Genomic DNA, 14,834 nt, shown 5'->3' on the forward strand with positions numbered 1-14,834 from the left:
TATCACACAGTTAGTTCTTGTACGAAGGAACCTTTTTATACATGATATCAAGCATGTCTTCAAATGTATCACAGGCGATCAGATGCTGAATGAATTTCACATTATGCACAAGCTCTCCCAGCAGGCGGTACATGCCTTTTAAATCTTTGGCATTCTCTTTTTCGACACAAAGCAGGCAGACAAATTGAACCTTTTTCTCTCCCCAAATGATTGGTTTTTCTAATGTACATATCGCCCAAAACGTCTCATCTGTCAGCGGCGTCATCGGGTGCGGAATCGCTGTATAATGTCCGAAAGAGGTTGGAGCAGCCTCTTCTCTTTCCATGACAGATGGTGTGAGTTCAGCTGGCGCTAAGCCCAAATCGATGACTTTTTGCGTTAAAAAGGTGATGACCTCTTCCTTTGTGTGAAAAGCTCGTTTTGTAAAAACCAATTCCTTTTTCATATATTGAGAGGCCAATGTCACCCTTGTTTCACTCGTCAGAGCTTCTTCAATTTTTAAAAAATCACCGCCTCCCAATATGGTGTTCACTTGAATGACTGGAACCGGTAAATCCATATGAATTGGGATCGTTGTAATAATCAAATCCAGGGCATGCAAAGAGACATGCGGCAGCGAATATAGCTCTGCTGTTCCTAAAATGGTCAGCTTTGATCCAAATTGTGACCGCAAACGATCCTGCAGCAGCCTTGCACTCCCTGCACCAGACGCACAGACAATAAGACACCGCTTCGGCGGGATCTCCATTTTCCTCCGCTCTAAAGCCGCACCAAAGTGAAGCGCCATATATCCGATTTCGTTCTCATGAATACTCAGCTCTTCCTCTTCTTCAAGGACCCTGCTGGCGATAATCCCCGCTTCAAAAGCAAGGGGATACCCCGCTTTTATTTCATCAAGCATCGGATTTCTTAAGTTCATTCCATATTTACATCGGTTGATGGCAGGCTTTAAGTGCAGACTGAGTCCAATCATTAGTTCCGTATCACCGGCTAAATCAAGCTGCAGTTTTTGATCAATGGCCTTCAGCATGAGCTGTACAAGCCGGCTCGTTTCATCATCTACAATTTGTTTTTGACCGTTCGAGGAAAAGGACTGTACCATTTTGGCTGTTCCTAGCAAATGAATGGTGATATAGACAATTTCCTCTTGTGGAAATGAGACATCCAGCAACCCTTCAAGACGCTCCACCATTTTTTTAGCGACCTTATATTCCTTTGCCCGCGGAATTTCGCTGATTTCCTCTGGAAGAACAGATACATAGTTTCCGTGTCTAATTCGTTTGCAGGCAATGGCGACATGAACGATTAAATTATTCATGCAAATGTCTGATAGATTCATACCTTCCTCATTGATATAATTGATCATTGTTTTCTGAATCAATTCGAGTTCATGCTTTGGCAAAATAGTAACAGCTGTGTTCAGCATCGTTTGATAAGAACGACGTTCATTGAATAAATATTCTGACATACAATAACGGATTTTCATCTCTGATCCCTTGATTCGGCAGCCTTTGCTAGGCTTCGCTTCCAGCTTCAGATCAAAGGGCTCCAGCTTACGTTTGACCGATTTCACATCGTTGCTCATCGTTGATTTACTAATAAACAGCTGCTCCTGTAAATCCTCCAGCTTCACATAGGATTCTGCCAAAAGAAGCCTTTTTAAAATAAACCGAACACGCTCCTCTGGCAGCACAGCAAGCGGCTCTTCCTGCTCGACCTCCTCCTTCATAAAACGGCGAAAGGCATTCTCATCGTTGATCAGCAGCTCATAACCAGCTCCTCTAACAGCTGTTACAGCCGCTAGGTAAGGGGCAAGGCGGTCGTTCAGTTCCTTTATGTCTGTACGAATGGTGCGGCTTGTCACTTGTAAACTGGCAGAAAGTGCAGCGCTGGTGAGCGGGGTCTCAGCTGCCATGAGCTGACTTAAGATGTGCGCCAGTCTTTTACTCAGCATCAGATCGGCCTCCTTATGTAGGGATGGAGAATCTGCCTTGTCTGGACAGGTTGTATCCGCTTGCAGTTCTCTTCATTACTCATATTCTACTGAAAAGAAATAAAAATTGCCAACTCATTTATATGACAAATGCCCCTATTTATACAACTAACCATATCTAATGTCCTATGAATCTTTTTGAAAGATACTTGCGAAAACCACGAAAAAAAGGCGTACACCTTCGTGTATCCGCCTTCTTTATGAAGAGATCAGCTCGGTAAAGACAACCAATCTTTTTTCATGCGTACCTGCTGCATGATCAAAGGTCCCTGTACAAGTGATTAAATTGAGATTCCGTGTAAAGGCGTATCCAAAAAACGCATTGGGCTTCTCTTCACGCGGATAGCTTCTTACTTTTATGACTTCAAAGCTTCGCTTTTTTCCTGATGAGGACGTGACGACCACCTTGTCTCCCTTTTTTAGCTCCTTTAATCGATAAAAAACCGATGGCCCCCATTTATTATCTACATGGCCATTCATGACGGCATTCCCTTTATCTCCCGGCTTTGGACCATCTTCAAACCAAGCGGTGTTGTCTGTATCCTGAGGAACACCCATACTGCCATCATTTGATAAAGATGTTTTCTCCACTTTTGCTTTGACATCAATAGCGGGAATGGCGATTTCAGCTGGTACAATGCCAGACGGCTCGTCTTTTAATGTATCGTGTGAGTGGTTCTGTTTCTCAGCTTGATGTGTAGTCATTTCCTTAGAAGCGGATATGTTTTTTGAGGATGACGATTCATCCATTGACGGTGATGAACAGCCTGTGATGATGAGAAGCGAAAGAATACTGAGCAGCCAATTCTTCATCTAAGCCGGCCTCCTTTTGAAGAAAGGAACGGCACGATTGTGCACGTTCCCATCTGTCTTTATGAGTTAGAATTTGATGCCTTACGGCGAATGAGGAAAAATGCACTGCCTGCTAGAATTAAACTTGCGATCATACCCGCAAATGCTTCATAGGACATGCCTAAAGGACCGGCTGTGCCTCCCATACCTGTTTTCGGCATTTCATTAGGCATATTGGATTTGAACAGCTCAGGATGCTGATCAACAATCGCTGCTGCGACATCCTGACCAACCATGAACATATGACCATAAGCCTCTCTCACTGTCGGATAAAGCTGATCATATTCGCCATTATGGTAAGACGTATATGTTTTGATCAGCTCATCAATATGTGTTTTCAAACCAGCCTCTAAATCAGCTGCCTTTAAACGTCCATCTGTCGCTTGATCTAGGAATTTCGCTTGCTTCATTCGATACGCATCTAAATCTTTGACAGCCTTTTCTTTTGCTTGTTGATTCCCTGATGCATCCGCTTTGACATAATCAACTAAATAGCCGATATGGCTTGACCAAATGTCTTTGAATTGTTTGCCTGCATCCTTACCATAAACAGATGCAATCGCAGCAGATAAATCATTTGTGTTTTCATTTAAAGCCGCTGCTGCCTGTTTAAAGTCCTTACTGCCATCATTTCCTTTTTGCATGGCAACTACCGCGAGTGCCAAATGCTCTGAGAACAAGTAGTTTAAATCTTCACGAAGATCCGCTGCTGGTGTATCCACTGACTTTTGATCAAATTTCCCAGGAAATTGATCTGTGATGGCCCATGACACGCCTTTTCCTACCTCAAACATATGATGAATGGATTTTCTAACCGTTTCATAGGTCGTATCAAAATCCTTTTCAGTATAGCTGTCAAACGCTTTAAGCAGTTCATTCACATGCATCTTCAAGCCTTCTTCAAGCTCACTTGCTTTCAGTCTGCCGTCTGTTGCTTGATCGAGCATATCGGCTTGTTTCATTCGATATTGATCAAGCTGCTTCATCGCTTTCTTTTTACCTGCATTATCTTTTTTCGCTGCGGCTTGTACATAGTCAACAAAGTAGCCGATATGACTTGACCAAATGTCCTTGAATTGTTTGCCTGCTTTTTTTCCATATACAGAGGCAATTGCATCTGATAAGTCATTCGTGTTGTCATTTAAAGCCGCCGCTGCTTGATCGAAGTCTTTACTGCCGTCAATTCCTTTTTGCATTGTGATCACTGCTAAATAGGCATGCTCTGAAAACAGCTGATCTAGTGCTGCTCGAAGATCTGCGGCTTTATTTGACACCTCTTGTGACGAAGACGTCTTCTTCGCCTCCCCATGCATATGTCCTTCGTGTGCACTTGCGATATGAGCCGCTGGGAATAATAACGCTGCGCTCAGTGGAATGGTTAACATTGCTTTCTTCATGTTCATCTTTTATTTCCTCCTCTTTCCGTTTGTTATGTACTTAACGGAAAGAGGGAGAAAATAGATCATTCGATTCTATTATTTTTTTCTTGCAACACAGGCTCTGTATGTTTGCATAAAAAAAAAGCCGGATTATCCGGCTGATACGTTACGACGTTTAGATGCTTTTCGCTCTTTATATATTTTTCTCACCACTGGATAAATCACAGGTGCCCATTTGACAATTTGTTTCAGCCATTTTTTCATTTCTCCCGCGCCTCCTTATTGTCATTCTTAAAGGACGATTCCCCATCTTGTCATGAAATAAACAGGTGCGGGAGAGCAGGAGTTAAATCACGCCTTGTGCGATCATGGCATCTGCCACCTTACGAAATCCTGCAATATTTGCTCCAACCATGATGTTTCCTGAGTGTCCATATTCGTCTGCTGTCTCTGTACACTGACGATAAATAGACTGCATCATTTGTTTCAGCTGAGCATCTACTTCTTCAAATGTCCAAGATATTCTTGCACTGTTTTGTGCCATTTCCAATGCTGATACACCTACACCGCCAGCATTCGCCGCTTTTGCCGGCGCAAACAAAATACGATTCTCTTCAAATACTTTGATCGCCTTAAGAGTGGATGGCATATTGGCTCCTTCTCCTACAGCGATGACACCATTTGCCACAAGCTGCTGTGCATGCGCCTCCGATATTTCATTTTGTGTTGCACATGGCAGCGCAATATCACAAGGAACGGACCAAATTTGTTCGCAATCTTCAATTAATTCAGCATGCGGGTGAATGTCTATGTATGCCCCAATCCGCTGATTCTCGACTTCCTTGAGCTGTTTGATCGTCTCAAGTGAAATCCCTTGAGGATCATAAATCGCTCCGCTTGAATCACTGCAAGCCACAACCTTACCGCCTAATTCGATTACCTTTTCCATTGCATAGATAGACACATTTCCTGAGCCCGACACAACAACAGAACGTCCTTCAAATTGGAGCCCATGTGCTTTCAGCATTTCCTCCATGAAGTACACCAGTCCGTAGCCTGTCGCCTCTTTTCTCGCTAAGCTGCCTCCGAATCCAGGGCTTTTCCCCGTGAGTACCCCCGCTTCATAAGCACCGCGCATTTTCTTGTACTGTCCGAACATATAGCCAATTTCGCGTGCTCCTACACCAATATCACCTGCTGGCACATCTTGATCAGGTCCAATATATCGGCCGAGTTCACTCATAAAGCTTTGAACGAAACGCATGATTTCTCCATCAGACTTCCCTTTAGGATCAAAATCCGATCCGCCTTTCCCTCCGCCAATCGGCATACCAGTCAGTGCGTTTTTAAAGATTTGTTCAAACCCTAAAAACTTGATAATGCTTGCATTGACGGTTGGATGGAAACGAATGCCTCCTTTATAAGGACCGATGGCACTATTGAATTGAACCCTAAACCCTCGATTGACTTGTACTTTGCCCTTATCGTCTACCCATGGCACTCGAAATACCACAAGCCGCTCAGGCTCAATGAGCCGTTCTAAAATGCCTTGTTTTTCATACTCTGGATGCTTCGCAAAAACTGGGACGAGTGATTCCAGAATTTCTTTTACGGCTTGCTGGAACTCCTCCTCGCCGGGATTTCGTTTTTCCACCTCTTCTAACACACGGTGGATGTAGCTTTGTGCTGTTTGTGCTGCTCGATCTAAGGTCAACATGTCGCATCTGCCTCCTTGTAGATATCTCCACACATTTAATTGTTAGATTTTCTAACGCATATTGAGATTAATTTAACACCAATTGTAAAATCTGATCAATATTGATAACAGATGAAAATGATGCCGAATTGAGATAGATCAAGCAGCCGCAGCGATTGTTTTTAAAAATAAGCGCTCAAGGAATGACTAATGTGCTAGAAACGAACGAGCGGATATTTCTCGTCCCGTTTTCTTTGACAAATACATGAATCATGATGAATTTCTAGCTGGTTTTCCATTGAAAAAAGGGTCAAAAGTTTGATCGGATGCACTCAATCTTTTCGGGGCTTCCCGCCTCTTTTTCGATCAGGTAACACGACACAAAGCCAATATAGAATAGAAGACGATGGAAAGTTAATGAGACCGACAATGCCCCAAAACCACTTGTAACGCCCTCTTTTCTTTGCATCTATAAATAAAAGAAAGCCCTGTGCAAACAATAACGGCAAGACGCACAATAAGATGATCATTTCCGACTGACTCATACGGAAGACCCTCCTTTGATATGTTGATATTCCTTGTAGCCAACAACAAAGCAGATGGGGACGCTCACTATTTGGAGAAGAATGAAGATGATAGGCAAATGGGTAATGGCAGCTGCAAAGAGTGCTAGAATGGTCAAACTGATCAAAACGTATGCCAGCACTTCTTGTTTAAAACGCCTTTTCTCTTTTTCCTTCGCCTGTTTCAGCATCATCATGACAGCCTGCTCACTTGGCTTTTCCACTTCAATTTGTTCGTCTAGCTGCTGCAGCTCTTCTTTTAAACGTTCGGTCAAACGATCTTCCTTCATAAATCCCACTCCTTTCGAATTTTCTTTAATCCATGATGAACCCTCGATTTCACAGTGCCTTCTCTCATTCCAAGCATTGAAGCCATTTCTGGGTAGGTAAATCCATAATAATAGTGCAGAATAATCGGTGCTCTCTCCTCAGCCTTTAATTCATTTAAAGCATCCCACATGTCATGCCATGTGTTCCCCTTTTGCTGAACGTCCCATTTAAAGCGGCGTATGGCTTCCTGATTTGCTTTTCCTTCTCTCATTTGTTCACGTTTTCTTTTCTTCTGGTGATCTAAAAATTGCCTAGATGCAATCGAAATAAGCCAGGTTGAAAATAAGGCATCTCCTCTAAATGAAGAAAGTTTCATATACGCTTTCAGCATCGTTTCTTGCATGATTTCCTCTGCCAGCTCTTGTTGAAGGGTCAGCTTCAACATATATCGGTAAAGAAATGAATAATGATGCCGATAAAGGGCTGTAAACGCGGCATCATCTCCCTGTTTTGCCCGCTGAATCAATAATGTCTCTTCTGTCTGCTCCAAGCACGCCCCTCCTTCCTTTTCTTCTCTTACTCATAAGACGACACGGATGACAATATCGTTTAAAATGGACCTTATTTTTTAGCATATCTTCTATGATTCTCGTTTTATATCCAATTTTTTCTTATGTAATGATTATGGCATTCCTTCTTCTCTAACAAAATGATGCGTTTATAATCATCTTGATTTTCTACCAAACGGAGAGCCTCCTCTCCATAATCAAGATGTCATCCTCATACCTATCGACAATGGTCCTTATCTCATGAAGATGAAAATGAAATAATCATTGGCTTAGCTTCCTAGAAAATCATGGAATACGCTGCGCCTATCCTTAGCCGATGATACCTTTTTGCATGCTATGCTCATCCTACATTCCGAAAGAAGCAATGCTTGTGAAGGAAGGAGGAGTGGTTGAATCACAGCTTATTTTGGAAACGTTTTCATTAAAATAAAATAGAATGGAGATGTTGAGTTTGAAAAGAAAAATTCCAATGTTAGCCGGTGTATTAGCTGTTGGTCTCGTCACTTCATTATTTGCACCAAACGGGGAGGCAAAGGCAGCAGCCAAATATCCAGAAAGCCCTTCTATTATGGCCAACTTTAATCAACAAGGCTTCTCCACATTAAATGGCGGCACAACAGGCGGTGAAGGCGGTAAAACCGTCACAGTCAAAACTGGAAATGAACTATTGGCTGCCCTCAAAAATAAAGGAACAAACGAAAAATTAAAAATTGTTGTAGACGGGACCATTACCCCTTCTAATACATCAGCCAATAAAATCGATGTGAAAGATACAAATAATGTCTCGATCGTCGGTAAAGGGACGAACGGCGAATTGAATGGAATTGGCATTAAAGTATGGCGTGCCAATAACATCATCATCCGCAACTTGAAAATCCACCACAGCAAAATCGGTGACAAGGATGCCATCGGGATCGAAGGCGGTTCTAAAAACATATGGGTCGATCATAATGAATTGTACAACACATTGAATTCCGGGAAGGATGATTACGATGGTTTATTTGATGTAAAAAATGACTCTGACTACATTACCTTCTCGTGGAACTATGTACATGACAGCTGGAAAACAATGCTCATGGGCAGCTCCGATAACGATAACTACAATCGAAAAATTACGTTCCACAACAACCGCTTTGAAAACCTAAACTCTCGTGTACCGTCTATGCGCTTCGGGGAAGGACATGTCTATAACAACTATTATAAAAACATCCTCACAACAGCGATTAACTCACGTATGGGCGCGAAAATGAGAATTGAACACAACGTATTTGAAAACACCACAAATGCCATTGGAAGCTGGGACAGCCGTCAAGTTGGTACATGGCATGTCATCAACAACTCGTATATTAACAGCACAGGCAGTCTGCCAACGTCTTCAACAGGTACGTATAACCCTCCTTATAACTACTCTTTGCTTAACGTGAACAATGTGAAATCAGAAGTGATATCAAATGCAGGTGTTGGTAAAGTAAACCCTTAAACCACAAAACGTTCGGGCAGAGATTTCCTGTCCGAACGTTTTTGTCATTTCATCCATTTATATTGTAGAAAACGGGCGATCCATTTCATACAGCTTTTGATAACGCGTGTTTTCTTTTAATAACTCCTGATGCTGACCCTGCATCTCAATGCGCCCGTCTTCAATAAACATGATGCGGTCACATGCCTCACAGCCAGTCAAATGATGGGTTATCCAAATAACTGTTTTCCCTTTTAACACACGGAAGATGGTTTCAAGCAATTCACGCTCTGTCCGTGGATCAAGCCCGACGGTGGGTTCATCTAATACAACAACCGGCGTGTCCTGAAGCAAAATTCGAGCTAACGCCATACGCTGTCTTTCTCCACCTGAAAATCGAACCCCTGTCTCCTGAACACCTGTGTGATAACCTTCTGGCAAAGACTCGATGTCATCATGCAGCTGCACTTGTCTAGCTGCTTCTTGTACCTGCTCTTCTGTTGCCTCTGGAGATCCTAAACGAATATTGTTTAAAACAGATGTATCAAATAAATAAGGCTGTTGATTGAGCACAGACACATAGGCAGACACCTTTTCTTGAATGCTTTGAACCGGTTTTCCTTGAATGCTGACAGCTCCTTGATTTGGAACGACTGCCCCTTCTAACAATTTCAAAATGGTCGATTTTCCTGCACCGCTTTTTCCTAAAAGCGCGAGTGATTCCCCTTGCTTCAGAGAAAATGACAGGTCTTGAAGGACATATTGATGCGTGTCATACCGAAAGGACACTTGATCAAAACAGACAGCTTCATCGTGAGAAAGGGCTGATTGATCCACTGCCTTGCTCTCAGCTTCTCCTTCATATGACTGCTTTTCATAATGATGTAATCTGCTGACAGCATGCTGATAGACGGGAATATCACCTGCCGCATCTGACAGCGGAAGAAAGGCTTCTGTTAATGGAAACAGCACAAGTACAAAGGCTGCAATCAGTGTGTGTGACATGGATCCTGACTGAACGACGGAGCCGCTCCAATAAACAACAAGCACGACAGCTCCTCCAATCAAGAGCTGTGCCAAAAATTGACGCACGCGGATAAATCGGTGTTTGGCTGCTTCAAGCGCTAACAGCTGCGCTTCTTTTTGTTCATATCTATCCACAAAATCTTTCTGCCTGCCGCTGAACAGCCAGTCACTAACGCCCATGACTGCATCTGTTAAATGGGTGTACAGTTCATTTCTGCCTTTTTTCATTTGAATTTGTCTTGCCCGGTTCACAAGCACTGTGACGTATGGGAAAACGAATACGAGAAGTGCCATATAAAGCAGCATCAGTCCAGCAAAAGGCCATGAGAAAAGGCCAAGTGCTCCAATGGATGCGGCATATAAAAGCAGTGCACCGATGGATGGAAAGATGGTTTTTAAATAGGCATCCTGCAATCTCTCCACATCATCTGACAAGAGACCAAGCATTTCACCTGTCCCCAGCTTTGTCTGTTTGGCACTTCGTTCAGCCATGTCATAGAGGCGTACACGCATTTTTTCAATCATTGTCAAAATGAGCTGATGACTTGCCAGCCTTTCTGCATAACGGGCAGCAGAGCGCGAAATACCAAAGGTACGTACCGCCACAATTGGAACGTAGACCATGAGTATATTCTCAGGTCTTGTCGCAGCCTTTGAAATGAGAAATCCCGACGTGTACATCAGCATAGAAGCAGAGAATACCGCAATGGCTCCTAAAAATAAAACCAAGGCAAACAGCTTTTGATTCTCCTTGATATAAGGTATAAACCAGCCTTTACTGACCATGTGTGACCGCCCCCATTTGCTCCTGTACCAATTGATAATACACGCCTTTTCTTTGCATTAATGATTCATGTGTCCCCATTTCTGCGACGGTTCCTTGATCCATGACAATGATTTCATCCATGTCCGGCATCCAATGGAGTCTGTGTGTCGCTAAGAACACAAGTTTATGTTCAAACAGTGGAAGCATTGTTTTCTTCAGTTCATACTCTGTTTCAATATCGAGATGCGCCGTTGGTTCATCTAACAGCATAATGGACCGCTGGCCCAGCACAGTTCGAGCAAGCGCAATTCTTTGCGCCTGTCCTCCGCTTAACTCTCTTCCCTGTTCTCCAATGACTTCGTCCAATCCGTTTGGCAGCTGCGTAACCAGCTGAGATAAGCCAGCTTCATGCACCGCTCTTTCCACTTCTTCCTCTGTTGCATTTGGTTCATAAAAACGAATGTTTTCTCTTAATGTCATGTGAAATAAATAGGGGTGCTGCGGCATATAGACAACTTCCTTTTGCCATTCGTTCATCTGTAAATGACCAAGCGGCTGGCCGTTTAGCGTGATTTGACCCGAAGACGGTTCAACAAAGCCGCCGAGGACATCAGTTAATGTCGATTTCCCTGAACCACTGGCACCAATGATGCCGATTTTTTTCTTCCCTTTGACAGTGAGATCTACATCCTGAATGGAATAAGGAGCAAGTTCATCATGCTGAACACAAACATCCTGCAGGGTGAGCACGGATTGTTCATCCCACTTATTCAGCTTGACGGATTGTGTCTCCTGCGCGCGGAAGCCTTTTTCTTCTAAAATGACCTGCATGGCCTCATTCGCTTCTTTTCCATTTAACGTCGCATGATAATCATTTCCCACTTCACGTACCGGCAGAAAATACTCCGGCGCCAGCATAAGCGCCGTCAAAGCCGGCAATAACAGAAGCTCTCCTTCAATTAAACGTAAGCCAAGAAAAACAGCGACGGTTGCAATTGATAGCATGGAAAAGAAATCGAGGGCAAACGATGACAGAAAGGCGACCTTCAGTGTACTCATGGTCGCTTTTCGATATCGCTTTGACACCTCCGCAATATTACGGGAGTGTTTTTTGCTGATACCTAAGTAACGCAGCGTCTCAAGGCCCCGGAGAGAGTCAGTAAAATGATTGGATAATTTCTCATACGATCTCCATTGTTTGGCCGCTTTACGCTGAGCAACAAGGCCTAGCAAAATCATAAAAATAATTAAAATTGGCAGCGTCACAATTAAAATGACGGCTGATGTTTCATCTAATGTCCACACATAGATAAGGACCACCGCCGGAATCACTGCCATGTTCACCATTTTCGGCAAAAACAGCTGTAAATACTGACGGTATTGAGCAATTCCTTCCATTGCTAATGTGACAAGCTTTCCTGTCCCTTTTTTCTTTGCGAAGGCAGGCCCTAATCGAAAGAGTTGGTCTAACAGCTGCTTTCTGACGTCTGCTCCAATTCGGGAAGAGTAGGTAAACATGACCTTCTCCCGAATCAAGGTGAGACCGTGCCGCACAACAAAGGCAGCAAGAAACAGCATGACATAAGGCGTTGCCTGCGAGAGGCTTTTCCCGTCAAACAGCGTTGTAATGGCATGTGCCAGCCACTGTGCTTGGAAAATAATACTTGCTCCTTGGATGAGTGACACAATACCTAAGAGGGCAAGAAGCCCTCTCATTCCTTTTAATTGAAGCAAACGTTTATCCATTAGTAGGTCATTGGCTCCTTACCGCTTACACGTTTACGGAAGACGTAATAGCTCCAAATTTGATACCCAAGCACAAAGGGCAGCAAAGAAACAGCAACAATCGTCATGACCGTCAGTGAATAAGATCCAGATGCAGCGTTTTGAATTGTGAGATCAAATGAATGACTGATTGAACTAATCATGACGCGCGGGAACAATGCAGTGAACAGCATGGACACCGTCACCATGATGCCTGCGCCTGTGAATAAGAATGTCCAGCCATCACGTTCTTTTCTCATCAAAACAAGGGCAGCTACATAACAAACCACAATCAGCACAGTTAATGGAATGGTGATGATCGGGCGTACAGTATAAATATCTGTTTCAATGATGGACACACCGACAAATATAACAAGAACAGGGAGTGCAATGAGCAGGACACGCTGGCCCAGTTTTCTTGCACGGTCTCTTAAGTCACCCTCTGTACGAAGTGTGACGAAAATCAAGCCATGCAGCAGACAAAGAACCGTCACAGCTAACCCGCCGATTACTGAGTAAAGATTCACAAAGTCCGTAAAACCAGCGTACATGTTCATGTCTTGATCAATTGGCATCCCGCGTAAAATACTCGTGAATAACACACCGAGCAAAAACGGCGGAAGCAGACTGCCAAAGAAGATCACCCAGTCCCACGCCTTAATCCAAGAGGCTTTCTCAACCTTCCCTCGGAATTCAAAGGCGACGCCGCGCCCAATGAGCGCTAAGAGGAGAACCGCAAACGGAATATAGTATCCGCTGAACATCGTGGCATACCAGTGAGGAAATGCAGCGAAAATAGCGCCGCCAGCTGTAATCAGCCAGACCTCATTCGCATCCCAGAAAGGACCAATCGTATTGATTAAAATTCGGCGCTCGTGCGCGTCCTTTCCAAGCAGCTGCATGGACATCCCGACACCAAAATCAAATCCTTCTAAGAAGAAAAATCCAACAAACAATACTGCGACAAGAATAAACCAAATCTCGTTAAGATATGCCATGATATGCGCCTCCATCAAATGGATCTGTAGACAGGTCCGTTTCATCCTTTTGATCTGTATCCTCTTCAGAATGTGCACCTTTTTTAATTTCTCGAATGAATAAGTAGGCAAGCAAAATGGCAAGAATCAGATACATCACCGTAAAGCTAATGACTGAGAATAACAGCATGCCATACGATACGTTCGGTGAAATCGATTGAGCTGTCGTCATCATACCAAAGACAGTCCACGGCTGACGCCCAATTTCAGTCATGATCCAGCCGGCTGAGTTCGCAATAAACGGAAACGCGATCATCCCTACCATGAAGCGTAAAAACCATTTGTTCGTTTCTAGTTTCTTTCTAAAGCTCAAATATAAGCCAATCATACTAGCAAAAATCATCAGCATGCCAGCACCGACCATGATTCTAAAGCTCCAGAATGTTGTTTTCACTGGCGGAATGTAGTCTCCAGGACCAAACTTGGCTTCATATTCTTTTTGAAGTGTCAGCATGCCTGGAACATCTCCACTGAACTTCTGATACGCCAAATAACTTAAAGCAAACGGAATATTGATCTCCGCAGAGTTTTCTTTTTTATTTGTGTCAATGTTGGCAAATAGTGTCCAAGCTGCTGGATCTCCACTATCCTTCCAAAGGGCTTCACTTGCTGCCATCTTCATTGGCTGTGATTTCATTAAGTGCTTCGCTTGATCATGTCCAGAAAACGCTACACCTAAGCCAGAAATTAAAGCGAGGACCATCGCAATCTGGAATGATTTTTTGAAAAAGGCGATTTCTTGTTTTTTGATCATTTTATAGGCACTAACTCCTGCAATAAAGAAAGCTCCTGTTGCCAGTGCACCAAATAGAACGTGCGGAAACTCAACCCAAAGCTGCGGGTTCGTCACAAGAGCGCCAAAATCATTCATTTCTGCACGGCCATTTTTAATGGCAAATCCAACTGGCTCCTGCATAAATGAGTTAGCGAGTAAAATCCAAAATGCCGAAAAGATCGTACCAAGGGAAACAAGCCAAATGCACAATAAATGAATCTTCTTCGGCAGACGATCCCAGCCGAATATCCAAAGTCCAATAAATGTAGATTCAAGGAAAAAGGCCAAAAGTGCTTCAATGGCAAGCGGTGCACCAAAGACATCACCGACAAACCTTGAATAATCTGACCAGTTCATCCCAAACTGGAATTCCTGCAGAATCCCTGTTACCACACCTACTGCAAAGTTAAGTAAGAACAGGTGACCCCAAAACTTCGCCATCTTTTTATAGATGTCTTTTTTCTTGACGACATAAAGGGTCTGCATCAATGCGACGATAAACACCAAACCTATTGACATAGGAACAAAAATAAAATGAAATAATGTCGTTGAAGCAAATTGAAATCTTGCTAAAAACAGCTCACTCACAGCCTTACATCCTCCCTTACTTTCACATGCCGAACGATCCATGCTCACCACTTCACAAAATATTCACCATTTGTTCAATGTTTCACAAATAAAAGTC

Annotated in this window: 13 protein-coding genes; 1 reads left to right on the forward strand and 12 read right to left on the reverse strand. The window is 43.3% G+C overall.

What is annotated here, in order from left to right; all coding sequences use genetic code 11:
- Positions 1-10: 10 nt before the first annotated feature.
- The 8 genes from NSS65_RS18370 to sigY all read right to left on the reverse strand — a co-directional run bounded on the left by NSS65_RS18370 (position 11) and on the right by sigY (position 7,303).
- Positions 11-1,954 carry a BglG family transcription antiterminator gene (locus NSS65_RS18370; protein ID WP_144496448.1) on the reverse strand — a complete coding sequence of 648 codons (1,944 nt, stop codon included), beginning with the start codon at positions 1,952-1,954 and terminating at the stop codon, positions 11-13.
- Positions 1,955-2,191: 237 nt separating this feature from the next.
- Positions 2,192-2,806: a class F sortase gene (locus NSS65_RS18375; RefSeq protein ID WP_061110250.1), complete on the reverse strand. Its 615-nt coding sequence runs from the start codon at positions 2,804-2,806 to the stop codon at positions 2,192-2,194.
- A gap of 59 nt (positions 2,807-2,865) precedes the next feature.
- Positions 2,866-4,248 carry a hypothetical protein gene (locus NSS65_RS18380; protein WP_061110251.1) on the reverse strand — a complete coding sequence of 461 codons (1,383 nt, stop codon included), beginning with the start codon at positions 4,246-4,248 and terminating at the stop codon, positions 2,866-2,868.
- A gap of 126 nt (positions 4,249-4,374) precedes the next feature.
- A complete protein-coding gene (locus tag NSS65_RS18385) occupies positions 4,375-4,488 on the reverse strand; it encodes a hypothetical protein (protein WP_223250414.1) in 114 nt (37 codons plus the stop codon).
- A gap of 82 nt (positions 4,489-4,570) precedes the next feature.
- Complete coding sequence (gdhA, locus tag NSS65_RS18390) at positions 4,571-5,941, reverse strand: NADP-specific glutamate dehydrogenase (RefSeq protein ID WP_144496449.1); 1,371 nt, start codon at positions 5,939-5,941, stop codon at positions 4,571-4,573.
- Between the two features lie 311 nt (positions 5,942-6,252).
- Positions 6,253-6,465, reverse strand: coding sequence for a hypothetical protein (locus NSS65_RS18395; protein ID WP_034281335.1), 213 nt, complete (start codon positions 6,463-6,465; stop codon positions 6,253-6,255).
- The gene (locus tag NSS65_RS18400; protein ID WP_034281336.1) at positions 6,462-6,773 is read right to left on the reverse strand and encodes a YxlC family protein; all 312 of its coding nucleotides are present in this window, start codon (positions 6,771-6,773) and stop codon (positions 6,462-6,464) included. The genes NSS65_RS18395 and NSS65_RS18400 overlap by 4 nt, the downstream gene beginning before the upstream one ends.
- A complete protein-coding gene (sigY, locus tag NSS65_RS18405; protein ID WP_041118218.1) occupies positions 6,770-7,303 on the reverse strand; it encodes an RNA polymerase sigma factor SigY in 534 nt (177 codons plus the stop codon). Before sigY ends, NSS65_RS18400 begins: the two co-directional genes overlap by 4 nt.
- Before the next feature lie 461 nt (positions 7,304-7,764).
- On the opposite strand from sigY, the gene NSS65_RS18410 reads away from it, so the two are divergent.
- Complete coding sequence (locus NSS65_RS18410) at positions 7,765-8,802, forward strand: pectate lyase (protein ID WP_034281462.1); 1,038 nt, start codon at positions 7,765-7,767, stop codon at positions 8,800-8,802.
- Positions 8,803-8,859: 57 nt separating this feature from the next.
- On the opposite strand, the gene cydC is transcribed toward NSS65_RS18410, so the two are convergent.
- Genes cydC through NSS65_RS18430 form a run of 4 tightly spaced genes read right to left on the reverse strand, consistent with a single transcriptional unit; the run spans position 8,860 to position 14,737 of the window.
- Positions 8,860-10,593 (reverse strand): thiol reductant ABC exporter subunit CydC, encoded by a 1,734-nt coding sequence (gene cydC, locus NSS65_RS18415; RefSeq protein WP_326135212.1) that lies wholly within the window; start codon positions 10,591-10,593, stop codon positions 8,860-8,862.
- Positions 10,583-12,319 (reverse strand): thiol reductant ABC exporter subunit CydD, encoded by a 1,737-nt coding sequence (gene cydD, locus NSS65_RS18420; protein ID WP_214755323.1) that lies wholly within the window; start codon positions 12,317-12,319, stop codon positions 10,583-10,585. Before cydD ends, cydC begins: the two co-directional genes overlap by 11 nt.
- Complete coding sequence (gene cydB / locus NSS65_RS18425) at positions 12,319-13,335, reverse strand: cytochrome d ubiquinol oxidase subunit II (protein ID WP_041108365.1); 1,017 nt, start codon at positions 13,333-13,335, stop codon at positions 12,319-12,321. Before cydB ends, cydD begins: the two co-directional genes overlap by 1 nt.
- A complete protein-coding gene (locus tag NSS65_RS18430) occupies positions 13,322-14,737 on the reverse strand; it encodes a cytochrome ubiquinol oxidase subunit I (RefSeq protein ID WP_041118224.1) in 1,416 nt (471 codons plus the stop codon). Before NSS65_RS18430 ends, cydB begins: the two co-directional genes overlap by 14 nt.
- Positions 14,738-14,834: the final 97 nt, after the last annotated feature.

Origin of the sequence: Bacillus sp. FSL K6-1006 (genome assembly GCF_038593175.1) — a bacterium.
Taxonomy (GTDB): domain Bacteria; phylum Bacillota; class Bacilli; order Bacillales; family Bacillaceae; genus Bacillus; species Bacillus safensis.